Annotated in this window: 25 protein-coding genes and 2 pseudogenes; 15 read left to right on the top strand and 12 right to left on the bottom strand. The window is 64.9% G+C overall.

Translation table 11 applies throughout. The features are described from left to right. Window position 1 precedes the first annotated feature (1 nt). Window positions 2-1,117 carry a hypothetical protein gene (locus tag ACWEO2_RS30715; protein ID WP_452408522.1) on the bottom strand — a complete coding sequence of 372 codons (1,116 nt, stop codon included), beginning with the start codon at window positions 1,115-1,117 and terminating at the stop codon, window positions 2-4. Window positions 1,118-1,209: 92 nt separating this feature from the next. On the opposite strand from ACWEO2_RS30715, the gene ACWEO2_RS30710 reads away from it, so the two are divergent. Continuing rightward, window positions 1,210-1,812, top strand: coding sequence for a TetR/AcrR family transcriptional regulator (locus ACWEO2_RS30710; RefSeq protein ID WP_452408521.1), 603 nt, complete (start codon window positions 1,210-1,212; stop codon window positions 1,810-1,812). A gap of 186 nt (window positions 1,813-1,998) precedes the next feature. Here the strand turns inward: ACWEO2_RS30710 and ACWEO2_RS30705 are convergent, their stop codons facing one another. Beyond that, window positions 1,999-4,845: an ATP-binding protein gene (locus ACWEO2_RS30705; protein ID WP_452408520.1), complete on the bottom strand. Its 2,847-nt coding sequence runs from the start codon at window positions 4,843-4,845 to the stop codon at window positions 1,999-2,001. A gap of 110 nt (window positions 4,846-4,955) precedes the next feature. On the opposite strand from ACWEO2_RS30705, the gene ACWEO2_RS30700 reads away from it, so the two are divergent. Further along, window positions 4,956-6,113 carry an epoxide hydrolase family protein gene (locus tag ACWEO2_RS30700; protein WP_452408519.1) on the top strand — a complete coding sequence of 386 codons (1,158 nt, stop codon included), beginning with the start codon at window positions 4,956-4,958 and terminating at the stop codon, window positions 6,111-6,113. Window positions 6,114-6,405: 292 nt separating this feature from the next. On the opposite strand, the gene ACWEO2_RS30695 is transcribed toward ACWEO2_RS30700, so the two are convergent. Continuing rightward, window positions 6,406-6,891, bottom strand: coding sequence for a hypothetical protein (locus tag ACWEO2_RS30695; RefSeq protein ID WP_452408518.1), 486 nt, complete (start codon window positions 6,889-6,891; stop codon window positions 6,406-6,408). A 261-nt stretch (window positions 6,892-7,152) separates the two neighbouring features. Then, window positions 7,153-7,944: a CPBP family glutamic-type intramembrane protease gene (locus ACWEO2_RS30690; protein WP_452408517.1), complete on the bottom strand. Its 792-nt coding sequence runs from the start codon at window positions 7,942-7,944 to the stop codon at window positions 7,153-7,155. Window positions 7,945-8,066: 122 nt separating this feature from the next. Between ACWEO2_RS30690 and ACWEO2_RS30685 the strand changes: the two genes are divergently transcribed. The 3 genes from ACWEO2_RS30685 (at window position 8,067) to ACWEO2_RS30675 (ending at window position 10,858) form a co-directional block, all read left to right on the top strand. Beyond that, complete coding sequence (locus tag ACWEO2_RS30685) at window positions 8,067-8,891, top strand: IS5 family transposase (protein ID WP_452408516.1); 825 nt, start codon at window positions 8,067-8,069, stop codon at window positions 8,889-8,891. Between the two features lie 666 nt (window positions 8,892-9,557). Further along, a complete protein-coding gene (locus tag ACWEO2_RS30680) occupies window positions 9,558-9,737 on the top strand; it encodes a hypothetical protein (RefSeq protein ID WP_452408515.1) in 180 nt (59 codons plus the stop codon). 335 nt (window positions 9,738-10,072) lie between these two features. Further along, on the top strand, window positions 10,073-10,858 hold the full coding sequence (locus ACWEO2_RS30675; RefSeq protein WP_452408514.1) for a GNAT family N-acetyltransferase: 786 nt from the start codon (window positions 10,073-10,075) through the stop codon (window positions 10,856-10,858). Window positions 10,859-11,257: 399 nt separating this feature from the next. On the opposite strand, the gene ACWEO2_RS30670 is transcribed toward ACWEO2_RS30675, so the two are convergent. From ACWEO2_RS30670 to ACWEO2_RS30660, 3 genes are all read right to left on the bottom strand, one after another. Then, window positions 11,258-11,437 carry a hypothetical protein gene (locus ACWEO2_RS30670; RefSeq protein ID WP_452408513.1) on the bottom strand — a complete coding sequence of 60 codons (180 nt, stop codon included), beginning with the start codon at window positions 11,435-11,437 and terminating at the stop codon, window positions 11,258-11,260. A 35-nt stretch (window positions 11,438-11,472) separates the two neighbouring features. Then, on the bottom strand, window positions 11,473-11,724 hold the full coding sequence (locus ACWEO2_RS30665) for a hypothetical protein (protein WP_452408512.1): 252 nt from the start codon (window positions 11,722-11,724) through the stop codon (window positions 11,473-11,475). A 74-nt stretch (window positions 11,725-11,798) separates the two neighbouring features. Next, a complete protein-coding gene (locus tag ACWEO2_RS30660) occupies window positions 11,799-12,284 on the bottom strand; it encodes a DNA-directed RNA polymerase subunit beta (protein WP_452408511.1) in 486 nt (161 codons plus the stop codon). A 366-nt stretch (window positions 12,285-12,650) separates the two neighbouring features. On the opposite strand from ACWEO2_RS30660, the gene ACWEO2_RS30655 reads away from it, so the two are divergent. From ACWEO2_RS30655 to ACWEO2_RS30630, 6 genes and pseudogenes are all read left to right on the top strand, one after another. After that, window positions 12,651-13,538, top strand: a complete 888-nt coding sequence (locus ACWEO2_RS30655) for a helix-turn-helix domain-containing protein (protein ID WP_452408510.1) — start codon at window positions 12,651-12,653, stop codon at window positions 13,536-13,538. A gap of 2 nt (window positions 13,539-13,540) precedes the next feature. After that, a complete protein-coding gene (locus tag ACWEO2_RS30650; RefSeq protein ID WP_452408542.1) occupies window positions 13,541-13,741 on the top strand; it encodes a DUF397 domain-containing protein in 201 nt (66 codons plus the stop codon). A 138-nt stretch (window positions 13,742-13,879) separates the two neighbouring features. Continuing rightward, a pseudogene (locus tag ACWEO2_RS30645) lies at window positions 13,880-14,317 on the top strand (IS701 family transposase); the annotation flags it as partial. A gap of 283 nt (window positions 14,318-14,600) precedes the next feature. Beyond that, window positions 14,601-15,509, top strand: coding sequence for a phosphotransferase family protein (locus tag ACWEO2_RS30640; protein ID WP_452408509.1), 909 nt, complete (start codon window positions 14,601-14,603; stop codon window positions 15,507-15,509). Between the two features lie 118 nt (window positions 15,510-15,627). After that, window positions 15,628-15,903 (top strand): hypothetical protein, encoded by a 276-nt coding sequence (locus tag ACWEO2_RS30635; RefSeq protein WP_452408508.1) that lies wholly within the window; start codon window positions 15,628-15,630, stop codon window positions 15,901-15,903. A 68-nt stretch (window positions 15,904-15,971) separates the two neighbouring features. Next, window positions 15,972-16,904 (top strand): MerR family transcriptional regulator, encoded by a 933-nt coding sequence (locus ACWEO2_RS30630; RefSeq protein ID WP_452408507.1) that lies wholly within the window; start codon window positions 15,972-15,974, stop codon window positions 16,902-16,904. A 43-nt stretch (window positions 16,905-16,947) separates the two neighbouring features. Here ACWEO2_RS30630 and cysC read toward each other — a convergent pair whose 3' ends face one another. From cysC to ACWEO2_RS30615, 3 genes are read right to left on the bottom strand one after another with little or no spacing between them, the layout of a single operon-like run. Next, entirely contained in the window at window positions 16,948-18,786 is a 1,839-nt protein-coding gene (gene cysC, locus ACWEO2_RS30625; RefSeq protein WP_452408506.1) for an adenylyl-sulfate kinase, read from the bottom strand. Next, window positions 18,786-19,718 (bottom strand): sulfate adenylyltransferase subunit CysD, encoded by a 933-nt coding sequence (gene cysD / locus ACWEO2_RS30620; RefSeq protein WP_452408505.1) that lies wholly within the window; start codon window positions 19,716-19,718, stop codon window positions 18,786-18,788. The genes cysC and cysD overlap by 1 nt, the downstream gene beginning before the upstream one ends. Window positions 19,719-19,749: 31 nt before the next feature. Continuing rightward, complete coding sequence (locus ACWEO2_RS30615; protein ID WP_452408504.1) at window positions 19,750-20,637, bottom strand: helix-turn-helix domain-containing protein; 888 nt, start codon at window positions 20,635-20,637, stop codon at window positions 19,750-19,752. A gap of 123 nt (window positions 20,638-20,760) precedes the next feature. Between ACWEO2_RS30615 and ACWEO2_RS30610 the strand changes: the two genes are divergently transcribed. Genes ACWEO2_RS30610 through ACWEO2_RS30600 form a run of 3 tightly spaced genes read left to right on the top strand, consistent with a single transcriptional unit; the run spans window position 20,761 to window position 23,874 of the window. Next, complete coding sequence (locus ACWEO2_RS30610) at window positions 20,761-21,924, top strand: hypothetical protein (RefSeq protein ID WP_452408503.1); 1,164 nt, start codon at window positions 20,761-20,763, stop codon at window positions 21,922-21,924. Next, a complete protein-coding gene (locus tag ACWEO2_RS30605) occupies window positions 21,924-22,700 on the top strand; it encodes an SDR family oxidoreductase (RefSeq protein WP_452408502.1) in 777 nt (258 codons plus the stop codon). Before ACWEO2_RS30610 ends, ACWEO2_RS30605 begins: the two co-directional genes overlap by 1 nt. A gap of 4 nt (window positions 22,701-22,704) precedes the next feature. Beyond that, the gene (locus ACWEO2_RS30600; protein WP_452408501.1) at window positions 22,705-23,874 is read left to right on the top strand and encodes a sulfotransferase family protein; all 1,170 of its coding nucleotides are present in this window, start codon (window positions 22,705-22,707) and stop codon (window positions 23,872-23,874) included. A gap of 189 nt (window positions 23,875-24,063) precedes the next feature. Here ACWEO2_RS30600 and ACWEO2_RS30595 read toward each other — a convergent pair. Then, window positions 24,064-24,147, bottom strand: a pseudogene (locus ACWEO2_RS30595) (hypothetical protein); the annotation flags it as partial. A 287-nt stretch (window positions 24,148-24,434) separates the two neighbouring features. Here ACWEO2_RS30595 and ACWEO2_RS30590 point away from each other — a divergent pair. After that, a complete protein-coding gene (locus ACWEO2_RS30590; protein ID WP_452408541.1) occupies window positions 24,435-25,895 on the top strand; it encodes a flavin-containing monooxygenase in 1,461 nt (486 codons plus the stop codon). Here the strand turns inward: ACWEO2_RS30590 and ACWEO2_RS30585 are convergent. Continuing rightward, window positions 25,876-26,547, bottom strand: coding sequence for a PaaI family thioesterase (locus ACWEO2_RS30585; protein ID WP_452408500.1), 672 nt, complete (start codon window positions 26,545-26,547; stop codon window positions 25,876-25,878). The genes ACWEO2_RS30590 and ACWEO2_RS30585 overlap by 20 nt on opposite strands. Window positions 26,548-26,608 lie beyond the last annotated feature (61 nt).

Below are 26,608 nucleotides of genomic sequence, written 5' to 3'. Positions count from 1 at the left end.
CTCACCAACCGGTGTAGCCGTAGCGCGGGTAGCTGCCCATGAACACCATCTCCAGCAGTCCGTGCCCGACCTTGTCGCCCGCGCGCACCTCGCACAACGTCTCGCTCAGCAGGCTGATCGGCCGGACCTGGTCGAGATCGGTGATGTCGACAGTGAATCCATCGCTGAACGACTTCCCCCGCCACATGCCCGACGCGTAGCCGCGGTACTCGTTGTACCCGGCGAAACCGGGCCAGAAGCGACAGCTCGGGCGCACCTCGAGCACCGAGGACGCGCGGTCGGCGCGATGCACGGTGAAGGTGCCGCCGGTGGCGACGCGCAGTTCGGATTCGAAGGTGAGATCGTGCTCGACATCGATGATCGGCGTCGAATCCCGTCCGGTCGCGATCGGGTACAGCACCTCCCCCTCGAATTGCCAGCGCGCGCCCGTGCTGGTCTCGCGCTGCGCGAAATGCACCAGCTCATCGTCGAATTGGAAAATGCCCATGTAGTAGAGCACGCCGTCGGGCACCTCGGTGGGTTGTAGGCCCGCGCCCTCGTCGAGACTGCCGCCGCCGGGACCGTGCCGCACGCCCCACGAGTGGTCGCGGCCGAACCACCATTGCTCGGGGTCGATGTCGATACGCCTGCCGTCGATCTCGATCCAGCCGGTGACGGTGCCGTTCTGGTAGTACCGCCGCGCGTCTTCGCGCACCCGTCCGTGGGAACGGTGGAAGGCGGGTGTCTGCTCGTAGGCGGGGAACGTCCCGTGGAAGTCCAGCCGCAGACGCAGGCCGTGGTCGTTATCGGTCAGCGTGGCTCTGGTGCCGAGCAGCGGTTCGGTCACCTCGTAGGTGTACGGGCCGACATCCCAGGCGCCGAGGGTCGCCGCGCGATGGTTGTATTCGGTGGACAGGCGCACGACCTTCGCCCGTTTACCGCCGACGGTCACCATGGCATAGGCGTCCATGACATTGCGGTTGGGGAAGCGGGCGAGACCCGTCATCACACTGATCTCGCCGGATTTGTCGAAGCCGTACATCACCACGCGCTCGGTCCAGCGCAGATCGCTCTGTCCGACGTGATCGAACGTCGTCGCGAGTTGATGGGACAGCATTTCGTCTTCGGGCACCAGCATTCGGACTCCTTCATCGGGGTACCCGCGAATGTAATGCGTTGCACATCGCAACGTAATTGTTTCGCCGATTCCCGCCGGGTACGCTCCGCCGTATGACGTCCACCGATTCCGCGCCCCCGAGGTCCGCCGCCGGGCGGCCACGCGATGCGCAGATCGATCGGGCCGTCCTCGACGCGACCAGGGAACTGCTCGCCGAGGTCGGCTATCAGGACACCTCGATCGCCGCCGTCGCCCGGCGCGCCAATGTCGGGACCGCACCCATCTACCGGCGCTGGCCCGGTAAGGAAGCGCTGATCGAGGACGCCGTCTTCGGCTCCGAAAACCTCTGGCTCCCAGCAGAAACCGATGATCTACACGCCGATTTGATCGCGTGGGTGCGCGTTTTTCTGGCTCGCATCGCCGAACCCTCCACGCGCGCCGCGATTCCTGGACTCATCTCGGCCTACCACCGCGACCCCGACCGCTACCGCGCCCTGCACGACCGCGCCGACCTACCCGCCCGCCAGGCGTTCACGGCCCGAATCCACTCGGCCATACCCCCGGACGCCGATGCAACCGCGACCGCGGACCTGGTATTCGAAATCCTGGTCGCCCGGACCCTGGTCCGCGGACTCACCCACGGCACCGATGACGACGAAACCTTCTGCGCCCGCACAGCCGATGCTCTGGTGACCCTGATCCGTTCCGCCACCTGACCGGGTTCGTGGAAAGAGTTCGCGTTGGGGATCGGCAGGCCGGCCGGTACGAAGACGAGTGAGCCCAGCGAATGCCATCGACCACCGCCTTGGCGCGCAATGCGATCGACGACTGTCGGTGGCGATCCGGTTATCGGATGGCGTGCCACCGCACGACCCGCTCAGGGCGTCGATATCGAGCCGGGCTCAGTCGAGCTCGATGAGGCCGTGTTTGCGCGCGACTGCGGCGGCCTCCGTTCGCGTCGCGGCACTGAGCTTGGTGAGGATTCGCGAGACGTGTACGCCCGCGGTATTGCCGCTGATAAAGAGTTCGGCCGCGATCTGCCGATTGCTCAAACCCTGTGCGACCAAGCGCAATACGTCGATCTCACGTGGTGTCAGGCCGAATGTTCGCGGCGCGGCCGCCGCCGGTTCCGGGCGGCTCACCTCGAGTGCGACCCTGGCGCGCTCGGCCAGTTGCCCGGCCGCCTCGGTCAATGGCGTCGCGCCCAATTCCGCTGCCAGTTCGGCGGCTTCGCGCAGGGGTTCTCGGGCGGCGGTGCGATTGCCCACCGCCAGTTCGGCTTCGGCGCAACCGAGGAGGCTGCGGGCCAGGTCGTAGCGCTGGCCGATGGTGCGCCACGCGGATACCGCTTCGGCCCAGGCGGCGGGATCGCTGTTCCGGGTGGCAGTGAAGACGGCACGGTGGGCCGTGTCGACCATGGTGGTGACCGGCAATTGGTCGGCGATCGACGCGAGATCCGTTGGCGCGTTCTCGATCCGGGCTGCGGTCGCGAGCAGCGGCCACGCCTCGTGGTGATGGGTGGCCAGATCATCGGCCGCCAGCGCCTCGGCAACAACCTCACCTGCACGAAGGGATTCTCCGTCGGCGATCGCGATATCGGTTCGCAGAGTGTGCAATTGGAGCTGGTACTGGCGTGCCCACCGTCCGTCGCTCAGTAGCGCCGCGGCGGCGTCGGCACTGTTCGTCGCCGCCGCTGACGAGCCCTGTGCCAGGACGATCCTGGCATGGCACAGCAGTAGCGCGGCCTTGCTCAGCGGTGGCAGCTGCCCGGTGAGCGATTCATCGATGAGACCGAGCGTCTCCGGCCAGCGGCCGAGAGCGGTGAGCGCTTGGGCCCATTTCACCAGCAGAATGGGCCCGGCCTCGGCGAAACGGAAGGTTTCGTGCGCCGCTCGTAATCCCTGTTGGATCGCTTCGATAGCCGCATGATGCTGGCCCGCCGTGACGAGTGCTGCCGACTCCCACAGCACCACGGTCAACAGCGTCTGCGGATCGGCTGCCGCGGCATGGGCCTTTTCGAAATATGTAATAGCGGAGCCGGTCCGGGTGGCCGCCGCCAACCCCTGATAGGCGTAGCCGCGCGCCGCCAGCGCTGGCGTCCCGGTCTGTTCGGCGACCTCGACCGCGGCCCAGGCGGCCCGGGCGGCCCCGGCGGCGTCACCGCTGAAGACACGGGATGCGGCGAGTTCGGCGAGTGCCTCACCACGCAGCACGGTCGGCGGCTGCTCGGGCAGCAATTCGAGTGCCCGGTCGAGATCGCCGACGGATCCGCCGCCGCTCTGATTCCTCAGCACCGCGCGGTAGTAGTAGAGCCGGGCGGCGCGCTCCGGTGCGGCCGTCGCATCCAGCAGTTCCAGCGCCTCGTCGGCCGCCGCGACACCGTGCTCGACGATGCCACCGAGATGACAGGCCTCGACGACGCGTTCCAGTACGTCGAGGCGATCGGCCCCGACCAGCATCGCGGCATCGGGCACTCGATCCCACAGTGTCAGCACCCGGTCCAAATGCCGCAGGCGTTCGCCATGTGCCGCTTCGGATTCCGCGGCTGCGGCGGCCGCCCAGGATGCGGTGACCGCGCGCGGTAGATCGCCCGCGGCGTACGCGTGATAGGCCAACTCGCCCATCCGCCAGTCGTCGGCACGCAGCGTATCGTCGGCGATCAGCGCGTGAGAAAGTCTGGTGTGCAAGCGCTTTCGTTCGATCGGCAGCAGGTCGTCGTAGACGGCATCGCGAATCAGGCTGTGCGGGAACTCGTAGCCGGTATCGGTGGCGAGCAGCAGCCGCTGCTCGGTCAGCTGGCGCAGCGCGAGGTCCAGCGCATCGTCGGTCAGGTCCGTGGCGGACTCCAGTAGTCCGCCGCGCACCGGCGACCCCGCGACGGCGGCGAGCCGCAAGAGCGCCTTGGCATCGTCGGGCAGACCGGATTGATAGTCGAGCAACAGTTCGGACAGGTCCGCGGGAACGTCCTCCGGCGCGCGATCGGGATCCGTTCGCAGCGCACGGCCGAGCGCCTCAACGAACAGCGGAATTCCCTTGCTGCGCTGGAAGACTCGGGTGCCAATGCCCGGATCTGGTTCGCGGCCGAGCATTGCGGCGAGCTGGCGACCGACCTCGTGTTTGGTCAGCGGCTCCGGATTGAGTACGCGCACACCGGGATTGCGCCGCAGTCCGGCGACGAGCCGACGCAGCGGCTCCGCATCGCTGGGCCGATAAGTCCCGATCAGCAGTAGATCGCGCTGGGCGAGATCGGCGACCAGGAAGGCCAGCAGTTCCTGGCTCGAATCGTCGGCCCAGTGCAGATCCTCTAGGACGAGCACCACCGGACGCGCAAGTGCCAGCTGTTCCAGCACGGTCAGGATCTCGCCGAACAGTCGGATCCGATCCGACTCGGGCTCCGCCGATCCGGCCCGCATTGCCAGTTCCGGCAGCCAGCGCGATAGCGCGGGGCGGGTGACCGGAAGTAGCGCGGTCAGCTCCTCGATGCCGATCCGGCGTAGCAGAGCGCGCATGATCGAGACGAACGGCGCGAACGGCACCCCGTTGTCTCCGGACTCCGGGCACTGGCCGACCAGTACGACCACATCCGCGCCGAGCCGCGACGTGAACTCGCCGACCAGCCGCGATTTACCGAGGCCGGGCTCACCGGCGATCAGCACCGTATGCACCGACTCGTCCCGATACGCCTGCTGGAGCGCGGCGACCTCTGCTGCTCGCCCGACAAAGGCACCGCGGTCGGGAAGGCTCAACACCACGCGATCATGCCTCGATCGTGGGCCCGGTGCCAATAAAGAGCGCGCGGCCCGAAGATAACGAATTCTCGTGATTCGCCGGCACTCCCGTTACCAGCAGAGTCAATGCCATGACGAACAACGACATCCGCCCCTACCGCATCGAAATCCCACCGGCCGCGATCGACGATCTGCGCGAGCGCCTGGCCCGCACCCGCTGGATCGACGACCTGCCCGGCACCGGCTGGGAGCGCGGCGTACCCACGGCATATCTGAAGGAGCTTGCCGGTTACTGGGCCGAGAAATTCGATTGGCGCGCGGTTGAGGCGGAGCTCGACGAGTACCCGCAGTTCATCACCACCATCGATGGGCAGGATGTGCACTTCCTGCATGTGCGCTCCGCCGAAGCCGACGCCACCCCTCTGCTGTTGCTGCACGGCTGGCCCAGCTCGGTGCTCGACTTCCTGGACATGATCGGCCCGCTGACCGATCCGAAGGCGCACGGCCAAGCCGACGTGCCCGCCTTCCACCTGGTCATTCCGTCGCTGCCGGGCCACGGCTTCTCCGGTCCCATTACCGAGGCGGGCTGGCATGACGGCCGGGTCGCGGCGGCGCTGGCGGAGCTGATGGCTCGCCTCGGCTACGACCGGTACGGGGTGCAGGGTGGTGACCACGGTGCATTTCTCGCGCCACGGCTGGCCCGGCTCGATGGCGAGCATGTGCTCGGCGTGCATGTCAATGCGCTGGTCACCTTCCCGACCGGCGATCCGGCCGATATGGCCGCGCTCACCGACGCCGAGCGGCAGCGAATGGCGCGCATGCAGAACTTCCAGGACGACGGCTCGGCCTATATGCAACTCAACGGCTCGCGCCCGAACACCATCGCGCAACTGGTGGCCGATTCTCCGGTCGGGCAGCTCGGCTGGATCATCGAGAAATACAAGGAGTGGATCGACCAGTCGCACGAACTGCCGGAACAAGGCATCGACAAGGACCGGATCCTGGCGAATGTGAGCATTTACTGGTTTACCGACACCGCCCGCAGCGTGGCCAATTTCTACTACGAGCGCTTCCACGATGCCGCGATGTTCGCACCCGCCCCGAAAGGCACCGTGCCCACCGGGGTGGCGGTCTTCAAGGACGGTGACTACGCGATCCGCCGCTTCGCCGAGCAGGCGCACAACATCACGCACTGGTCGGAGTTCTACTCCGGCGGCCACTTCCCGGCCCTCGAGGTGCCCGACCTGCTGGTCGGCGATATCCGCGAGTTCTTCCGCACCATCGGCTGAGCGCATCGCGCCCGTAACATCGCGCTGGGACTTGCGTCTCCACCAAGGGGAGGAGAGTAGGAAGCAGTAGGCACGAGAGCGGCCCGGCGCCCTTCGAGGTGCCGGGCCGCTCTCGTGCTACCAGGTTCGGGGGCACGATGGAACAGAGCCGGACGGGTGAATCAGCAGCGCTGAGATGGCCGCGCTCGGTTGGACATTCGAGTTCGGCCGCGCCCATTTCGTGCCCACAACCGCCCGGAAATCCGACGTCATCGCGGATCAATCACAGTCATGTGTTTCCGCCCCGGTGGTTTCAACCGGCCGAGCCAGTGCGGACCTTGGGGGCGTTGGGGTCGTATATCACAGCCTCGGAATAGCCGATACGTGTTGGTTCGGTCGGCAATTGACTAGTTCTCGAGGGGAAATCGTCGCCCAGGGACGAATGTTCAGTTGTCACATGCGGTGGGCACTTCACCCCTTCGACTTCCACCGATTCGTGGGGTCGAACCACCACATTGAAGGGGGTTTCGGTTTCTGATGCGGTGCCGATGATGCGGCAGTGCTGCCAGGCTTCGATGAGATAGGTGTCGTCGGTGTCGTTACGGCAACTCGTGCCCGAACAAGACACCCCCTCGGGAAAGGGCCGCGCACTGGCCTGCGGGGCCAGTCCGACGACGGTGGCTGTGAACACAGCGCCCGCGATACCCGAGACAGCCAGCAACCGGTTGAACAAATTGATCGTTGTCCTTTCGACTTTCCTGCATGCTGTGACATGCGCGATTACCGACCACTGCCGCACTCGGCGGACCCGGTGTCGACGGCGGCCAGGACGGCTGCCCGTCCATCGCAGTATGCATTCGCCTCGATGGTGGGAACATCCGCCGGCGCCCAAGTGATCACTAGGTGACCGCCGTCGCTGCGACCGGCCGGACACACGGACAGCGTGTGCTTCCAGGAGGCTTCAGCTGGTGGAAGCTGGATAAGACCGTGTCTCATATCGTCTGATTCCGGAGTAGAAGCTGTGTCGGTCTCGTTCTCGGGCGCCCGGCTTGCTCGCAATTCAGTGGATTAGCTGTGCCGAATCTTTCTGAAGCGCACGCGGTCTCGCGATGACTGCTACTGCTACCGCAGTGGTCAGGATGCCGGTGGTGATCATGCTGATCGACTTGTCCAGGCCAGGGGTGTAGGCCTCGGTGACGTTCACCATGGTGTGCAGCAGGATTGCCGCACTCACCCCGTGCCCGGTCTGATTGTGCAGCCAGACGATGAGCACGCGGGCGGCGACGGTGCCGAGGAACCATCCGGCCAGCCACGTTGCCGGATGCCCGGCCTGTAGCAGTGGAATCAGATGCCAGAGCGCCCCGTATAGGCCGAGCCCGATCCCGGTCGCGGTCGGACCGAAGCGCTGCTGTAGCGGGTCGGTCGCATACGCAGTCCAGCCGAGTTCTTCGCAGGTGGCCGCCAGCGTGTACATCACGATCACTACGGGTGCCGCTGTCAGCGACAGTGGCAGCACCGCATCCACCTGCCCGGACCACCGCAGCAGCAGATGCGACACCACCGCGATCACTGGAATGAGCAGCGCGGCCAGCACATACCAGCGCAGCTGGGCGGCGGGCCGGTCGACCGCGCGCCTCAGAATCGTCACGGTGGCGGCACCACCGCTGTGGCGCCAGGTCAGTACCGCTGCGACGATGATGGGCAGCACGAACATGAATGCGCTGCTCGGTAGTCGCATCGCGCCTATTTGCAGCCCGCCGGTGACCGCACCGAGGACGAAGAACGGAACTGACAGTGCCGTAAGCAGGCTGAGGAACAGTACGGGCCGATCTCGGGCATTCACGGCGCTCACGATACAAAGATCACTCCCGTGATCGCCTCCGAGTTTTCTGTGCTGCACCGCGGACCGTGCCCGACGTCGCCAGAATTCGTTTCGAATGTGTCGGGATCGGTTGTGCTGCATGATGTTCGACCGTGGTGGACAAGCTGTCGAAACGTATTGCGCCGGATGCGCTGTGGGATCTGGTCGAGCCGTTGCTTCCGGAGTTCGCATCGCGTGCCCAGGGTGGCGGGCGAGCGCCAGTGAACCAGCGGGCGGTGTTCACGGCAGTGGTGTACGTGCAGACCAGTGGGAGTGCTTGGCGGATGCTACCGCCGTCGTTCGGGGTTTCCGTGCCCACAGCGCACTGGAGGTTCACGATGTGGACCAAGTCCGGTGTGTGGCGTCGATTGCACCGGGCGGTGCTGGACGAGCTGGGCAGCCAGGGCTTGGTTGACTGGTCGCGGGCGGTGATCGACGCCGCGAGTGTTCGGGCGAAAAAGGGGGGCGATTTGGCGGGACCGAGTCCGGTCGACCGCGGCAAGCCTGGCTCCAAGCTCCACATTCTGTCCGATTGTGTGGGAATCCCTCTGTCCGTTGGAGTTTCGGCTGCCAACACCAACGACGCCGAGGCGCTGCGCCCGCTGGTGCGGGCTATCCCGTTGGTCCGGGCGCGGCGTGGGCCGCGTCGATGCCGGCCTGCGAAATTGCACGCGGACAAGGCCTATGACATCGCTGAGCTGCGACTGTGGGTGCATCGGCGCGGCATAGCCGTTCGCATCGCCCGCAAGGGCATCGAATCGTCCGAGCGTCTGGGTCGCCATCGGTGGGTCATTGAGCGGACGGTGTCGTGGCTATCTGGCTACCACCGTCTCAACATCCGCTACGAGCGCAAAGCCATGCACTTCTGTGCCTTTCTCACATTGGTAGCCGCACTGACCTGCTGCAAGAAACCGGCGAAGGCGAGATCAACCAAATGAGACACCGTCTAAGGAGGGGCTACCGGAATGCCGAGAGAAATTGCTGGGAAAATCCTCTATGCCCCGACAAGGAAACATCCGCCACCCGCGGCTCATCACCGAGGAAATCGCCGGATGCAAGAAGCAGTTCGCCGCGTTCAACGCCCAGCGGAAACCTGATAGCCAGTCACCCTCCCGAACCGAAAACCGGAGCCAACCGCAGATTCTGGGACGACCTGTCCGGCACTGAATACGAGGACTGGACCTACCCTGGCGACGCGCCCTTACCCGTGGAGGTGCGGCGGCAGCAGTTGGCCGCGGTTCAGCCAGCACACGTCGGCAAGCGCGCGTCGGGGCATGTAGGTTCTCAAAAGTCATGGCAAACCGCCAGCTCACTGACCTGGCCGTTTACGGTTTGTCTCACGCCGTGGCGGACGTTGTCAGTCTCAATTCGGAGGCATTTCCTAACACTTCGTCCGTGGGTGGTCCACGGCATCCCACCACGGACCGCGCTACTGCTCGCCAACCTCCGCCCGGTTGATCGCTCGCTCAGCCGCATGAGCGCACGCCGCGGCCGGGTGTAGCTGGGTTTGGCCATGATCTTCCGCTAACCCAGCTGGGTGAAACATCGACTCCTCGAGAGCCGATTCGACCAGCGTGGAGTCCAATCACGCACCTGGCTATGTCATGCACACTGATCACGCACCTGCCGTAGCTTTGCTCATCGGAGTTCTCGTGCTCGCCACCCTCGTGGTGGTGACACTTCGGTTGCGCGGCAAGTCCTGGGTTGTGGTGGTGCTCGGTGGTGTAGCCGCGGCGGTCATCGGCTACGTCGTGGGCCTGGAGGCGCTCATTCTGATGTGGTGAAGACCGTTGCCTACGGAGTCGATCACCGTGTTCGCGCCCGAAAATCGGTATGTGCGCGCGTTCGCGAGATCAACAGTCACCCATTCCACGGGGCCGGATACGACACCGACCGAACATCGTGCATTCGGCATTGTGGGACGTCTCGAGGCGCAGCCGGTCTCGTCCGTCGAACGCGCGATAGGTGGCAGGAGAGTGCATTCTTCGGCAACCAGTGCGCAGAAGCTCTTCTGGGTCCACAGCGCACCGCCCCGATCCTTTCCGCACGCCCACTGCTTGCCGAAGAACCAAAACGGCGGATCCGCGACGAATACGACGGAGTCGAATACTGTTCTCGCATGTTCCCCACCTGGCGAATCGCTGCTGCCAAAGCGGCATTTCAGCACTGGCCCCGGCGTGCCACCCTTGGGCTGGCGGGATGGATCGTGCTCCTCGGGTTTCCCGCAGCAGTCATCGGCGTTGCGGTTACGGCCGGATTTCGCTCCGCCGCAACCGAACTCATCGTTGGTGTCTGGCTGCTGCTCGTGGTGGCCACCGTACTCGTCGCGGTTTGGCTCTGGGTGTGGCGCGTCAGCGAACTCGCCAGCAAGGAAAGCAGTGCACGCTATGACGTGCTGCGGGACATCGAAACCTCGCGGCTCACCCTGCGCCGACCGGCGCCGAAGGACGCAGTCCCGCTCGAGGCCACGATCGACGATGCGATGCTCGCCAGCAACGGTTGGACAGAACGAAATGGCCGGGCACTGATCAAGGCGGTCGGGCGCGGCCACCTGACTCCCGGGCTGCTGGTGATCGAGTCGCGATCAGACACAACCGTGATCGGTGGCGCGACTGTGCACCCGAGCGCCGACCAGACGTTCGCGTCCATCGGTTGGTGGATTGGCCCCAGTCACCGGCGAGCCGGCTATGCGAGCGAAGCGGTGGCCGCCCTCGTCGACGCGATCCACGACACCGGATACACCAGCGTAGAGATCGGCACGAACGAGTCGAATCTCGCGGTGCAGCGCATCTGCGACAAGATCGGCGCAACAGAAAAGGACCGGCGACCGCAGCCGTTGCCGGACGGATCGACCGTCCCTGGAATTTGGTATGAACATTACCGCGTGGTCACAGAACCAACGTGAATCAAGTGCTCTGTCCCAGATGTGAACGGGCCGCCGGTTTCGAGTCGTTGCCGCTCAGCGGACGGTTAGCCGATTGCCAGGACGCATGGGTGGATCGCGTCACGAGCTGAGCACCTGACCTGCTCCAGTCGCCCGGCAATCGGCTATTACAGGGTAGTTGGACCGCTACGCTTCGAGCCGATCGTCAGAAGGAATGCCGACGAACGGCAGGGCAGTCGGCGGAGGGTTGCTGCGATCACCGCACCGGCTGTGCATGCCAATCTGCCCCAGCGAAGCGTGCGGAATCTCAGAACCGTGGCGGATCCGACACGTCACCGCCAAACGTTCTGAGATTCCACCACGAGTTTTGAGAACCTACAGGGCAGGTGTCCAACGGTCCGAACCACTCCGTGTGTTCGATCAGGGTTCCAGATACAACCTTTCATTGGGAAGACGCGGGTAGCCGCTGGCGTCGCCGAGGTCCATGGTCACTGCATCGGCGTGGTGCCGCGCCTGATGCTCCTGCATAAAAGTCAGCGCCGCGGTGAGGCAGGCGGCGAAGTCGAAGCGTGCTCCGTGCAGGAACACGCTCAGATGCACATCCGGCTCTCCTGGGTTCGGAGATACGTTCGCGCTCACGGGTTCTCGCGATCGCCAAGGCTGGCTGACAGGGCATCTATCGCGTCGTCGTTGCTTCGGTCGTTCTCGTAGTCGGCGCACCAACCGTCCTCGTCCACCTCGGTAATCCCGTCGGCGGTGTGGCAGAGCGTGACGCTATCGACAGGTGCGAGGTTCAATTTCTCCGGCGTGTGTTCGTGAAAAGCCTTTAGCAACACCGCCACCGACGGCGCGATCTCGGTCCTACGTTGCCGTTCAACCTCATTCATGGCGCACAACTCCGAAACCGCTGGGCGCGAAGTCGGTGCGGTCGTCGAGGACCCGCACACCGTCCACGGACCACTCAAGCATGAGCGTCCCTGCGTCGCACCGGCCGGCAGTGCTCTGAGCAGGCGCGGATCGTGTCAACCACCACAAGTCCGGACGGTCGGAAGGTGCATCGGGGTGGTTCGATCCAGCGCCGGAACTGCTCACCTTGGTCGACTGGTGACGGTAACGCGACAGTGCCACCGGTTCGCACCACCGATACGTTCAGACGGAACATCTCGGCGAACAGGAGCACGTCATCGGGGATGTCGGGCCTGACCAAGTATGTCCAGCGGTTCGAGCGTGGATGCGACAGGATTGGACCAATGTCCGAACCCTGGTGCTGCATATGTATTTTCACGGCCTGGCCGAGGTGAGCAGGAAGCATCAGTGCCCAAACGTGTTCGGCCTTCATGATGATGCGGCCCAGGTGCGGCGGATCGATGTTCGCGGGCAGATCGCACACCCGCCGATAGAAGTGGCAGCGTGACACCGGGCTATCGCCAAAAGCTATGTGGTCCATCAGTTTCAGACCCCTCGATCGGGTTGTTCAGTGCGGGTTTGCTCGGGCTTCCACTTGCGTAGGGCGTCTAGGTATCGATCGAGAACATCGGCGGGGACATCGACCCCGAGTGCGGCGGGCGGGCCGACGAGTGGCCTTCGGTGCGGTAGCTCTGGGTTCAGCATCGTGACCCCCTCGGTACGACTGCGGATAAGGTGCGCGCGGCCCCTGAACCAAACTCCCTGATGAAGGGGAAGAGGAGGTTGCCTCTCCGGGCGCACATCCAGTAGACACCTAGACTCGCCAAACTGGAACTATCAACGCATGAGTTCCATGGAATACACTGGAGTTCCAGTTTGAACCTCCACCTGTAGCGAGGCTAACGAGATGACGACTCTTCCCTATCGGGCCATGGGCCGACTACTGCGCGAGTTGCGTGGCGAACACACGCAATTGGCGGCCAGTCGCGTACTGGAGATTTCCAAGCAGGGCGTCGGCAGGCTGGAGAAGGGGCAGCCGATCAAGATGACGACAGCGGACCTGAACAACCTGCTGGACTTCTACCAAGCCGCATCGGAACAACGTCAGACCGTGCTAGCGCTGTGGGCGGAAGTGCGGGAAGCCAAGTCGCAGTATGGAAACCGGCGAGGCTGGTGGCGGGCGTACGCGGACACCTACGGCGCCCATTTCGATCATTACTTGTCACTCGAAGAGTCCGCCAACAGGCTCACGACCTTCCAACTCACCTTGCTTCCTGGGTTACTTCAGACTCCCGCGTACCGCAGGGCGGTCGTTGAAGCCGCGTATCCAGAGATCTCCCGAGTTGAACTCGAACGCCGCGTCGAGTTGATGATCAGGCGGCAGGCGCGACTCTCTGTCGACGCCGATTTTATGGTGGACGTGGTCTTGGCTGAGATGGCGTTGCGCCTGCCGGTTGGCGGGCCGAAAGTGATGGCCGAACAACTGGACTCATTGATCAAGGTATCTCGCTTGCCCAACGTGTCCATCCGAGTGGTTCCGAGCGGCGTCGTCGGCTATCCGGGCTTGGTGATGGGCAGCTTCACGTTGTGCGAGTTCCCAGCGATAACGCCCGGTCACGATGACCTGCTCGAACCTCCGGTCGTATACATCGAGAGCCATGAGGGGGCATTGTTCCTCGATGAGGACGCCGCCATCGCCAGGTATCGCAGTGCCATATTGGATATCCAGCGTGTAGCGTTGTCTTCACAGCAGACTAGGCGGCTGCTCTCGGAGATAGCGGAGAGTTTGAGGTGATCATGGACCTTTCGGATGCCCGGTGGTTCAAGTCCAGCCACAGTGGCAGCGAACATGCTTGTGTTGAGATCGCTCATCTTGACGAGGGCATGGTGGGTGTGCGCGACTCGAAGAACCCAACTGGTCCCGCGCTGGTATTCACGCCTTCGGAGTGGGACGCGTTCACCGTTGGCGTACACGATGGCGAGTTCGACCGGCCGTGACGCGTCGCTAGCAGACAGCCCCCAGCCTCAAAGCTGGGGGCTGTCTTCGTGGTACGCCCGGCACGTCCGATCACTTGGGGGTTGCGAGTCTTTGGAGGAAGCCGTGGTGCTAATACTGCAACGCCACTTACGTGAGCTGCCGACGACCTGATCGCGGCGCTGCCGGCGAAGTCGTGGCAGCGGTTGTCGGTCGGGGCCGGAGCCCACGGGCCGCGCCTGTACGACTGGGCGCGCATTCGCGTCGACGGCGACTGGAAGACCGGGCGTGGGCACTGGCTGTTGGCGCGGCGCTTGCTGACACCCAACAGCAAAGGTGAGCTCGAGATCGCCTACTACGTCTGCTACGGCCCGCGCCGATCCCGACTGGTGGACCTGGCCTGGATCGCGGGCAGCCGTTGGCATATCGAGGAAGCGTTTCAGCAGGCCAAAGGCGAGGCCGGACTCGACCACTACCAGGTCCGCGCCTGGCGGGCCTGGTAGGCCCATATCACGTTGTCCGTGCTTGCCCTTGCCTGGCTGTCGGCATCGAAATCCATTGCCGCAAAAGGGGAATCGGCGACAACGAGCACGACATGATTGTCCTTACGCTACCCGAGATACGACGGTTGCTGGTGAACCTCGTTCTCCGACACGCCAACCCGCCATCAAAGGTGTGGGCATGGTCGAACTGGCGTCGCAGACGGCAATACCAAGCCCGCCTCAGCCACTACCGACGACGGCGGGGATCCCCGCTCGCGTGAACCCAACCTGACAGACGGGTCCGCCACAGGACACTTTGCCTCCAGGGTTTCGACCGGTCAGCGCGGGAATGGCAAGGAGTTGGTTCTGATCGCAAACCTGGGCAGTTACAGTCCGTGACATGGGAAGCTCGAACGACACTCAAACGGGGGATGTCCGCAGCCTGGTGGTTGCACATTTGCCCGACTACAAGATCGACTCGGTGACGTTGCTGGGTGAGGGACAGGACAATATCGCCTACGAAGTCAACGCCGACTTGATCGTGCGGTTCAACAAGGAATCCGATCCGCAGGTTCGAGCAGCGCAGGTCGACGCCGAGGCCCGTCTTCTGGCCGCTGTCGCCGACATCTCGCCGGTTCCGGTCCCTGAGCCGAGTTTCACCGTCGCCGAGCGGGGTTGTCTTGCGTATTTCAAGGTTCCCGGGCTGCCGCTGATCAACCTGCCCGTAGCCCGCCGACGGGCCCACACGGGCCCGGTCGCCACCGTGCTCGGCCAGCTTCTCGACACCCTGCACGCCGTCCCCGTCGAACGATTCGCCGGATTGGTGGACGTCGACAACCAGCCGATGACACTGTGGCTGGACGAGGCCGCCCAGACCTATGAGTCGATCGTCGACGAGGTCCCCCGCCCGCATCGAGCGGCCGTCGAACTGTTCCTGGCCGCGTCGCCGCCGACAGACCAGCACAACCTGGTGTTCTCCCACAACGATTTGGGGATCGAACACGTTCTCGTGGAGCCGGATTCGGGAACAGTCACGGGCGTCATCGACTGGAGCGACGCCGCGATCACAGACGCCGCCTGCGACTTCGGCTTGATCTACCGCGACCTCGGTCCGACCGCCCTCGACACAGCCCTGCACAACTACAGAACCGGCTCTCACGACCTGCGATCGATACGCACACGCGCCGACTTCTATGCCAAATGCAGCGTCTTGGAGGACCTGGCATACGGACTCGAGACCGGACACCACCAATACCTCGACACAAGTCTCACAGCACTGACCTGGCTCTACCCACTCGGAGCCCACTGATCTCGACACGCACCTGCAAGGCCCGGGCCGCCGCCTTCCAGCACCGCAACGACACCACTCGAGTGGCGTTGCAGTACTGACTCCGAACCGGAGGCACCGGGATCGGATCCTGGCGAATGTGAGCATTTACTGGTTTACCGACACCGCCCGCAGTGTGGCCAATTTCTACTACGAGCGCTTCCACGATGTCGCGATGTTCGCACCCGCCCCGAAAGGCACCGTGCCCACCGGGGTGGCGGTCTTCAAGGACGGTGACTACGCGATCCGCCGCTTCGCCGAGAAGGCGTACAACATCACGCACTGGTCGGAGTTCCAATCCTGCGGCCACCCTGCGCTCGAGGTGCCCGACCTGCTCATCGGCGATATCCGCGAGTTCTTCCGCACCATCGGCTGATCGCGTCGCGGCCGTAACATCGCGCTGGGACTTGCGTCTCCACCAGGGGGAGACAGGAGGGTAGGGGCATGGACGGCGACACGCTTTATCCGATCGGCACCATGGCCGAACGGACCGGCCTCTCGGTCAAGACAATCCGGTTCTATGCCGATACCGGTGTCGTGCCGCCGACCACCCACAGCCCCGCCGGCTATCGGCTCTACGACGACGACGCCCTCGCCCGCCTGCAACTGGTGCGGACCCTGCGCGAACTCGGCATTGATCTGCCCGCCATCCGACAGGTGCTCGAACGCAAACTGTCGGTGTCCGAGGTGGCCTGCGCACATGCCGAAGCGTTGGAATTCCAGATCAGCGCACTTCGGGTGCGGCGCACGGTGTTGCGAGCGATCGCCGAGCGGGGTCCGACTCGCGAGGAAATGGAACTCATGCACAGGCTCGTCGAACTCTCCGACGCCGAAAAGCGCCGACTCATTGCCGATTTCGTCGAAGACACCTTCGGCAGTACCGATGCCAATCCCGAATTCGTCGATCTCATCCGCTCGGCAATGCCGGAACTGCCCGACGATCCGGAACCTGCTCAGGTGCAGGCCTGGGTGGAGCTCGCCGAACTGACCCGAGACCCGGACTTTCGCGCATCGGTACGCCGCATGGCGCAATACCAGGCCACCCAGCGCGCCGAAGGCGATACCACCGGTTTGCACCACGAGTTGACCGAACTCGTGCGCGATCGGGTCGGGCAGGCTCTCACCTCGGGGATAGCGCCGAATTCCGTTGCGGCCGAACCCATTGTCGACGAGTTGACGGCCGCATATGCGACAACTTTCGATCGCCCCGATGACTCCGAGCTACGAGGCTGGCTGCTGGCCCGGCTCGAGGTTGCAGGAGACCCGCGCTCCGAACGCTATTGGCAGCTGCTTGCGGTCATCAATGGCTGGCCGGTCCCGCCGACACTCGTGCCGGTGTTCGACTGGCTCGGTGCCGCATTGCGTGCACATCCCTGAACCGATGCCGGGCCCCCGCGGTGGCGGCCCGGCATCCGCTCGGTCAGTCCAGGTCGGCCAGCTTGGCGAGGATGGCCGCGGCCATGGCGGCCGGGTCGCCGTCCTCGGGACGCAGCACGAGTTCGGCACCGGTGGGCGCCTCATAGGGATCATCGATGCCGGTGAAGCCACGGATTTCACCGGCCCGCGCCTTGGCGTACATGCCCTTGGGATCGCGGGATTCGCAGATCTCGAGGGGGGTGTCCACGAAGACCTCGATGAACGGGATCCCGGCCGCCCCGTGGACGGCGCGGACTTTGTTGCGGTCGGCGGCATAGGGGCTGATAAGGGAAACCACCGCCACCACACCGGCCTCGGCGAACAGTCGCGCCACTTCGCCGACGCGACGGATATTTTCGACGCGGTCCGCGGCGCCGAAGCCGAGGTCGGCATTGAGGCCGTGGCGCAGATTGTCGCCGTCGAGCAGGAAGGCGGGGCGTCCCGCCGCGACCAGACGACGCTCCAATTCGACTGCGACAGAGGACTTTCCGGAGCCGGACAGGCCGGTCAACCAGACCGTCAGTCCGGTGGTCGGGCGCTCGTCGCGGCCGACGGCGGTGCCATGCCAGACGACGCGGGACGAGGGCAGGGTGGGGCCGGTGATCATGCCAGCGGCGACGGTGTTGTTGGTGGTGTCGTCGACGAGGATAAAGCTGCCGGTGGTGCGGTTGCGCCGGTAGGGATCGAAGAGCAGCGGCTGGCGGGTGCGCAGCTGGATGCGCCCGATCTCGTTGAGCGACAAGGAATCGGCATTCTCATCGCGGTGCAGGGTATTGACGTCGAGCCGGTAGTCCAGGGAGCGCACCTCGGCGGTGGCGGTGCGGGTGGTGTGTCGGATCGTATAGGTCGCGCCCGGGGTGAGTTCGCCGTCCTCGGCGAACCAGCACACCATGGCGTCGAGATCGCGTCCGACGTGCGGCCGGTTCGCCGGGCGGCAGATCAGGTCACCGCGGGACACGTCGAGATGGTCGGCCAGCTGGATGGTAACCGCCTGCGGCGGAAAGGCTTCCGCGATGGGCGTCCCGCCCGGACCCCAGATCGCCTCGACCGTGGTGGTGAATCCCGAAGGCAGCACCGCGACCTCATCTCCCGGCTTGAATACGCCACCGCATACGGTGCCGGCGTAGCCACGGAAATCCTCGGCGTGCCTGCGGGTTACGTACTGCACGGGGAAGCGCGCATCGATGAGGTTGCGGTCCGAGGCGATGTGCACCTCTTCGAGATGGTGCAGCAGCGGTGAGCCCTCGTACCAGGGCATGCTCGCGCCGCGATGCACGATATTGTCCCCGTGCAGTGCCGACATCGGAATGAAGGTCAGGTCGGCGACGTCGAGTTTCGTTGCGAAGCCGACGAATTCCTCCTTGATCTCTTCGAACCGGTCCTGTGACCAGCCGGCCAGATCCATCTTGTTCACGCACAGCACCAGGTGCGGGATGCCGAGCAGACTGGCCAGGAAGGCATGGCGTCGGGTTTGTTCCACGATGCCCTTGCGCGCGTCCACCAGGATCAGCGCGAGATCGGCGGTGGAGGCGCCGGTGACCATATTGCGCGTGTACTGGATGTGGCCGGGGGTGTCGGCGATGATGAACTTGCGCCGGGGCGTGGCGAAGTAGCGATGTGCCACATCGATGGTGATGCCCTGCTCGCGCTCGGCGCGCAGGCCGTCGGTCAGCAGCGCCAGATCCGGATAGTCGTCGCCGCGCGCCCGGCTGGTCCGCTCCACGGCGGCGAGTTGATCGGTGAAGATCGTCTTGGAGTCGAACAGCAGACGACCGATCAGGGTCGATTTACCATCGTCGACACTGCCCGCGGTGGCCAGCCGCAACAGGGTGGTGGTCGTCATCAGAAGTACCCTTCCCGTTTGCGGTCTTCCATGCCAGCCTCAGAAATACGGTCATCGGCGCGGGTCGCACCGCGTTCGGTGACGCGGGTGGCGGCGACCTCGGCGACCACCTCCGCGGGGGTGGTCGCGCTCGACTCGACACATCCGGTGCAGGTCGCATCGCCGACCGTGCGGAAGCGCACCGTGCTCTCATAGGGCTGCTCGCCATCGAGCAATTCGAGGAATCTGGTGTGCGCCAACAGCATTCCGTCGCGCTGGACCACGGCCCTGCGGTGCGCGTAGTACAGCGGCGGCAGCTCGATGCCCTCGGCGGCAATGTAATGCCAGATATCGAGTTCGGTCCAGTTGGACAGCGGGAACACCCGGATGTGCTCGCCCTTGCGATGCCGACCGTTATAGAGGCTCCACAGTTCCGGTCGCTGATTGCGCGGATCCCACTGCCCGTATTCGTCGCGGAAACTGAAGACGCGCTCCTTGGCGCGCGCCTTCTCCTCATCCCGGCGCGCGCCGCCGAAGACCGCGTCGTATCCGCCCTCGCGGATCGATCGCAACAAGGTGGCTGTCTGCAAGCGGTTTCGGGAGGCGCGCGGCCCGGTCTCCTCGATCACCCGGCCCGCGTCGATATCCTCCTGCACACTGCCGACCACGAGTCGCAGACCGAGTCGTTCCACGGTGTGGTCGCGGTATTCGATGACCTCGTCGAAATTGTGCCCGGTGTCGATGTGCAATACCGGGAACGGCAGCGGGGCGGGCCAGAAGGCCTTGGCCGCGAGGTGCAGCATGACCACCGAATCCTTGCCGCCGGAAAACAGCAGCACCGGCCGTTCGAAGGTGGCGGCGACTTCGCGGAATATATGTGCCGACTCGGCCTCGAGCGCGTCCAGATGAGGCAGCTCGTAGGTGCTCGCCGTCGACTTTGCGTACTGGCTCACGTCACAAAACTAGAACACGTTTCGGTCGTGGTCAATGGTTCGTGCCCGGCTTGCGACCGCCCGATTGCATGGTCACCCGGTCGGCCGCGGCCACGAGTGCCGTTCCGCGACGGTCGATTTCGGCGCCGGTGATGGACGCGCCGACGTACATCGTGAGCACCATGTTCTGCCTGCCGTCCCCGCTGTAGGTCGGCGCCGCGAGCAGGCTGACCGGGTGCTCCTTGCGCGGTCGCAGATCGGTGCCGACGTAGACCCGCTCCCCGAGGCTGGTCACCAGCTCGCCGACGAGTTCGCGCACCTCTTTGGGCAGCTCATGGGCGGCGACCCCGGCGAGCAAGGAGTACAGTCGCCGACCGGCCGCGGTCAGGCTCTCGACCAGGTAGCCGCGCTCGCGGCACTCCGCGACGACCTGGCGCAGCCGGGCCTCGTCCTGCTGTAACGGCACCGTCGGCGGCTTGTTGAGCCAGGCGTCGAAGGCCGCATCGGTATCCCACAGCACATACATCAGCCCGACCGGGGGTGCGAAATGGTAGGCCGCACCCACCTTGACCAGGCCGGGCCCCGTGCTCTCCAGCACCATGATCTGCTCGCCGACGACGGCGGAGGCCGTGCAGGTGGTGCGGTAGAGCGCGGTGAGCTGCTCGAGTTCGGCGCGGGCGATGGCGGAGCTGGCGAAGCTGTCCTGCGCGATCCGGCCCGCGGCGATAAGCGCAGGTCCGAGGCCATAGGTGCGGGTGTCCGCAGCGCGCACCAGATAGCCGCCCGCGGTCAGTTCGGTGAGGATGCCGAGGCAGGTCGGCTTGGCCAGATCGAGTTCGCGGGCCAGTTCGGACAGGCCGAAGCGTTTGCCGCGCTGTTCGACGAAGAAATCCAGCACTTGGACCACGCGGGCGGTCGGGGCGGATCTGCGGGCAACCATGGACAACTCCTAGAACACGTTCTAATCTTGCTCATATCGAAATGTACCAGAGCGGTACATATTTGGAAAAGTGGTCAACGGTAGCGACCGCCTGTGGGTCGCTCGAAAGGATCGGAAAGCCTCTTGCTGACACAGCCGTTCGCGGAAGCCATCGCCGCCGCCGAGCAGATCATCACCGACGCACCGCATATTCGGACCGAACAGGACCTCGTCGAGGGCTATGACTACCTCGCGGGCAGTATTCGCGCCTCCATCCAGATGGCCTGGGCCTATGAGCGGGACTTTCCGTTCTTCGTCATGTCCACCGGGCCCTATACGAAGATGGGCCTGGACAACCCGGACACCCTCTACTTCCACTCGTACCTGCGTCCCGACGCCGAATATGTGGTGACCGGAACCCGCGGCACCACCCGCGACCTCAGCTTCCAGGTGCTCAACGGCAACTATTCGCCGGTGGACGTCCCCGACAGCGAGACCGCCTTCGATGCCCGCGCCCTCGATATCGCGGCCGACGGCTCGTACGAACTCCGGCTCGGCCCGGGCGCGGCGCGGCCCGGCTATGTCCATCTCGCGCCCGACTCCGCCATGCTCGTGGTGCGTGAGGTGTACAGCGACTGGGCCACCGAGCAGGCGGGCACGATTCGCATTCAGCGGGTGGACACGATCGGCCACGCACCGCCGCCGCTGACCAAGGACCTGATGCGCAAGCGCTATGACATCGCGGGGAAGATGCTGGTCTCGCGGCTGAATACCTTCCTGGCGTTTCCGAAGTGGTTCTATCTCAACCTGCCGGTCAATACGATGACCGAGCCGCGCTCCACTCCGGGCGGACTCACCACGCAGTTCTCCTCGGTCGGCCATTACGAACTCGATGACGATCAGGCGATGATCCTCACGGTGCCGAAATCGGATGCGCCGTATCAGGGGTTCCAACTCGGCAGCATGTGGTACCTGTCGCTGGACTACATCAACCACCAGACCAGCCTCACCGCCGACCAGGCGCGCGTGGATCCGGACGGGATGATCCGGCTCGTGATCAGCGAGCGCGACCCCGGACTGACCAACTGGATCGAGCGCACCGGGCATGCGCGCGGATATCTGCAGTTCCGCTGGCAGCAGCTGTCGCGGGATCTCAAACCCGAGGACGGGCCGACGGTTGAGGTGGTCTCGGTTGCCGAATTGCCCGAGCGGCTGCCGTACTACCAGGAGGCTCGGGTCACACCCGAGGAATGGCGGGCGCGGATCGCGGCGCGTCAGGTCGCCGTGGCGGAAAGGATGCTTGGCTGATGTTGTTGCAGGACAAGGTTGTTGTGGTCTCCGGGGTCGGTCCGGGTCTGGGCCGGGCCATTGCGGTGCAGAGCGCGCGGGCCGGAGCGGATGTGGTATTGGCCTCGCGTACCGAATCGCGGCTGACCGAGGTGGCCAAGGAGATCACCGAACTCGGCAGGCGCGCGGTGGTAGTGCCGACCGATATCAATGACGAAGCCGCGGTGACGAATCTGGTCGAGACGGCGCAGAGTGCGTTCGGGCGGGTGGACACGCTGGTGAACAATGCCTTCGCGATTCCGCCGATCACCGATCTGGCCGATGTCGACCTCGATGACGTGCGCGCCGGATTCGAGACCAATGTGCTTGCCGCACTGCGGTTGACGCGACTGTTCGTGCCCGCGCTGACCGAGTCGAAGGGTTCGGTGGTCATGATCAATTCGGCGGTGCTGCGGCATTCGCGGCGCACCTTCGGGCCGTACAAGATGGCCAAGGCGAGTCTGCTCGCGCTGGCACAGAGCCTGGCCACCGAACTCGGGCCGAAGGGAATTCGGGTGAATACCATTGCGCCCGGCTATATCTGGGCCGACAACTTGAAGTGGTACTTCAACTACCTGGCCCAGCAGCGCGGGATCACCGCCGAAGAGGTGTACGCCGAGACCGCCAAGACCATCGATCTGCGCAAACTGCCCGAACCCGATGAGATCGCCGACGCCGTCGTCTTCTTCGCCTCGCATCTGGCACGCGCGATCACCGGCGCGTGTCTGGATGTCAACGGCGGCGAATACCACCACTAGGAGAATGACTGTGATCGGCAGAGACGACGTCGGGACCATCGACGATCTGCACGCCTCGGCGACCAAGGTCGTCGGGTTGAGCGATTTCGGCGACGACGGTTACCGCGAAGGTCTGCAGGTGCTGCTCGAGTCCTATGCCAAGGACGCCGAGTTGACGCCCTTCGGCAATAAGGTCAATCGGGCATTCCTGCGCGGGGCCCTGATCGCGCGATTGCTCAGTGAGTCGGCGTGGCAACGCTTTCCGGAACACGCCGAGGTGGCGATCGAGCGCCCGATCTTCGTGACCGGACTGCCGCGTTCGGGCACGACGGCGGTGCATCGACTGCTCAATGCGGATCCGGCGCATCAGGGCCTGGAAATGTGGCTGACCGAGATGCCGCAGCCGCGACCGCCGCGCGAGACCTGGGCGACCGATCCGGTCTATCAGCGGATCGAGGCCGCATTCGAAAAGCATCATGTGGAACATCCGGAATTCATGGGCGTGCACCATATTTCGGCAGATCAGGTAGAGGAGTGCTGGCAGCTGCTGCGGCAGTCGGCGATGTCGGTGTCCTATGAATGCCTCGGCTATCTGCCCGGGTACTCGGAGTGGCTGCGCGAACAGGATTGGACCGATGCCTATCGCAGGCATCGGCGGAATCTGCAATTGATCGGGCTGCCGGACGCCGGACAGCGGTGGGTTTTGAAGAATCCGAGCCATCTGTTCGCACTGGACGCGATCTTCGAGGTGTATCCGGATGCACTGGTGATCCAGATGCACCGGGATCCGCGCACGATCATCGCCTCGGTCTGCAGTCTCAATGAGCAGGCCTCGGCGGGGTGGTCGGAGAAGTTCCGCGGTCCGGTCGTCGGTGCGGCCCAGTTGGATCTGTGGGCCAGGGGAGCGGATAGGTTCCTCGCGGATCGCGAGCGACACAACGCTGCTCAGTTCTGCGATGTGTACTACGACGACTTCGTCGCGGATCCGATCGGCACCGTCGCGTCGATCTACCGCCACTTCGATCTGTCATTGAGCCCGGAGGCCGAAGCAGCGATGACGCAGTTGCATTCGGAAAGCACCTCCGGTGCGGCCCGCCCCGCGCACCGCTACACCCTCGAGGATTTCGGCCTCACCTCGGCCCAGGTCGACACCCGCTTCGCCGAGTACCGCAACAAGCACTTCCCGGCCAGCTAGGGATGATCGAGATCGGGTGGAAACCGTGGCGGCGTCGGTTCCACCTGATCTCGGTCGGTCAGTGGGACCAGCGGTAGCGGCGGGGGGCGATGCCGTGCCAGCGCATGAAGGCGTGGGCGAAGCTTGCGGGATGACCGCGCCGATATCGCGTTCGACGAGGAATTCGCGGACATCCACAGGCGCGCTACCTCGCCCGCGCTCGGTCAGGGTGAGATGTACGAAGGCCGAGCTGAGGCCGATATGGCGCAGGCCGGTGATGATCGCCTCGCGCATCGTCGGACACGACAGCAGCGCGAAGCCGAGGATTTCGGCGGTACCCGGGTGTAGCGCAGGCCGGTCTCCACACCGCGCAAGCAGCCGGCCGGGTCGAGACCGTGATCGCGGCCGGTTGCCAGCATGATGCGCACACCGTGCGGCGTGCGATCGAAGGCCCACGCGGCTGTGACACCGGAGCCAAGGTCGGAACCGTAGCGAACAGCCGAATGTCCGAAAAAGTCATGAAATGTCGGGTCGACGCATTCTGTCGGCGGGCCGAGTCATAGCCTTGAAGTATGGCCGGAATGCGACGGCGCAACCCACGGGTCGCCATTATCGGGGCCGGGATGTCGGGCATCTGCATGGCCGTGATGCTGCAGCGTGACGGCATCGACGACTTCACGATCTTCGAGAAGGCCGATCGGTTCGGCGGGACCTGGCGCGACAACACCTATCCGGGATTGAGCTGCGATGTGCCCTCGCGCTTCTATCAGTTCACCTTCGCCAAGAACCCGCGGTGGTCGCATTTCTTCTCCCCCGGCGCGGAGATCCGCGATTACTTCGCGAAGGTCGCCCACGATCGCGGGCTGGCGAGCCGCACCCGGTTCGGTACCGAGGTGGTCGGGGCCGAATTCGACGGTGTGCGGTGGGACGTGACGACCTCGAACGGCGCATCGGAGCGGTTCGATTTCGTGCTCTGTGCGACCGGCATCCTGCACCACCCACGCATGCCGGACATCGGCGGTCTCGGCGATTTCGCGGGGGCGATATTCCATTCGGCGCGGTGGGATCACGATGTCGACCTGGCGGGCAAGCGGGTCGGCGTGCTCGGCACCGGATCCACCGGTGTGCAGATCGTGACGGCGCTCGCCGGAAATGTCGCGCACCTGAGCATGTTCCAGCGCACGGCGCAGTGGATCCTGCCGCTGCGCAATCGCCGATACTCGCGGCTCACCATTGCCGCGCACCGCAGATTCCCGGCGCTCGACGAGTTCAGCTACGCGGTAACGCGGCACATTTTCGAATTCTTCCTCGACGCCGTCACCAAGCCCGGACTCAAGCGTGACCTGGTCGGCCGGATGTGCCGGGCGAACCTGCGCACCGTGCGCGATCCGGCGCTGCGTGCCGCACTGACACCGGATTACCAGCCGATGTGCAAGCGGCTCGTGGTGTCGAGTGACTTCTATCGCGCCGTGCAGCGTGACGGTGTCGAGATCGTCACCGATGCGATCGACCATATCGAGCCGCGCGGCATCGTCACCGCAGACGGGCGGCTGCACGAACTCGATGTGCTGGTGCTGGCAACGGGATTCGACGCGCACGCGTTCATGCGGCCCATGGGCATCACCGGAACCGACGGCCGCACCCTGGATCAGGTCTGGGCGGACGGTCCGCGTGCCTTCGAAACCGTTGCGATGCCGGGCTTTCCGAATATGTTCCTGCTGATCGGCCCGCACAGTCCGGTCGGCAACTATCCGCTGACACTGATCGCGGAGACCCAGGCCGAGCACATCCTGGGCTGGATCCGGCGTTGGCGCGACGGTGAATTCGATACGGTGGAGCCGACCGTCGAGGCCACCAGCAGCTACTACGCGGAACTGCGGGCCGCGATGCCGAATACGGTGTGGGCGACCGGCTGTCAGAGCTGGTATCTCGGCAAGGACGGCGTTCCGGAACTGTGGCCGTGGACTCCGGCTCGGCATCGCGCATTGATGGCGCGCCGACCGGACCCGGCGAACTACCGGATCACTGCTGCCCGGGTTTGAGCACGATGAACAGGCCGCTCGCTTCGGCGCAGAGCCGATCGCCGTCGTGCAGGGTGCCCCGCACGTAGACCTTGCGGCCCTCCTGCCGCTCGGCCCAGGCGTGCACCCGCAGTTCGGTGTTCAGCGGGGTGATGGACCGGTAGTCGACGGTGAGCGATGCGGTGCGGGTGACCGCGCCCGCGTGCACCGCCGCGGCCATGCCGAGCAGATCATCGAAGCCGACTGCCACCTGTCCGCCGTGGGCGGCGTTATTGCCGCCCAGGTGGAAGGTGCGGAAGGTGATGCGGGCCTCGACGCCGTCCTTGCCCGCCTTGTCGACGACGAACGGCGGCAGCGTGATATTGCCGCGGGCGGGCAGGTCGACCCTGGTCCAGGTGGGCGCGGACCATTCGTCGACGACCGCCGCGTCCAGCTTGTCGTTGAGCTGTTTGAGGACGGCGATCGTCTCCAGCGCCAGCTCATCGGACGGGCAGGCCAGCCGGGCCCGATCCATCAGGCCGCGCACCTGCTCGACGAATGCGCCGTAGTGCGGCCCACCGCGGGAAATATCGAGCTCGTCCAGCTGTGCGTTGATCAACGCCGACATCGGCCGGAACCCGCCCTCATGGTGCTCCTGGCTCGGCAGCGAGTTGCCGACCTGCTGTTCGCTCATATGGAACACGTTATCGGTTGCCCGCCGAATGCCCGCGACGGGCTCAGGTGAAGTGCCCGGC

Source organism: Nocardia sp. NPDC004278, assembly GCF_053602975.1.
The sequence above is the reverse complement of the archived record's forward strand: the minus strand, read 5'-3'. Positions and strand labels throughout refer to the sequence as shown.